General features: G+C 66.5%; 1 protein-coding gene. It reads right to left on the reverse strand.

Annotated features, from left to right (window positions below; translation table 11 throughout):
- Positions 1-18: 18 nt before the first annotated feature.
- Positions 19-752 (reverse strand): RNA-guided endonuclease TnpB family protein (locus Pme01_RS30710; protein ID WP_203935999.1); only part of this gene is annotated, 734 nt, incomplete at its 5' end.

The following is a 752-nucleotide window of genomic DNA, read 5'->3' on the forward strand; positions in this document are numbered from 1 at the left end:
TTGACAATCCTCCCTGCCCTAAAGGACGGGGATTCCCTGGGTCACCCCAGGGGGTTCCTGCTTCGCCGACGACCGCCCCGTCCGAGAAGACTCTCGTGGAGGTCTTACACCGCCTCCCCAGGCAATCACGGAGAGCCCCTCCGCGAGAATGTTGCGGGCCGCGTTGGTGTCACGGTCGTGGACGGCCCCGCATCGGCAGGTCCACGACCGGACGTTCAACGGCATCCGCCCAGCGGGCGCACCACACGTCGAGCACAACTTGGACGACGGGAACCAGCGGTCTACAACTACCAGGTTGCGACCATGCCAGTCGGCTTTGTATTCGAGCATGGTGCGGAACTGCCGCCAGGCCGCGTCGGAGATGGCGCGGGCGAGGCTGTGGTTTTTGACCATGTTGCGCACGGTCAGGTCCTCGATCACGATCGTTTGGTTGTCACGAACGAGCCGAGTGGTCAGTTTGTGCAGGTGATCGCGGCGCCGGTCGGCGATCCGGGCATAGACACGGGCCACCTTCAACCGGGCCTTGACCCGGTTCGCGGATCCCTTCTCCTTCTTGGCGAGGTTGCGCTGGGCTCGGGCGAGGGCGGCCCGGTCGCGGCGCTCATGCTGGGGGTTGGTGACCTTCTCCCCGGTGGACAGGGCAAGCAGGCTGTCGAGCCCGGCGTCGATACCGACCGAGCCGGACGCCGGGGCCTGTTCGATCACGTCGTCGCAGAGCAGGGACACGAACCAGCGGCCCGCGCTGTCCTGGG

This window comes from Planosporangium mesophilum (assembly GCF_016863255.1).
In the GTDB taxonomy this organism is placed as follows: domain Bacteria; phylum Actinomycetota; class Actinomycetes; order Mycobacteriales; family Micromonosporaceae; genus Planosporangium; species Planosporangium mesophilum.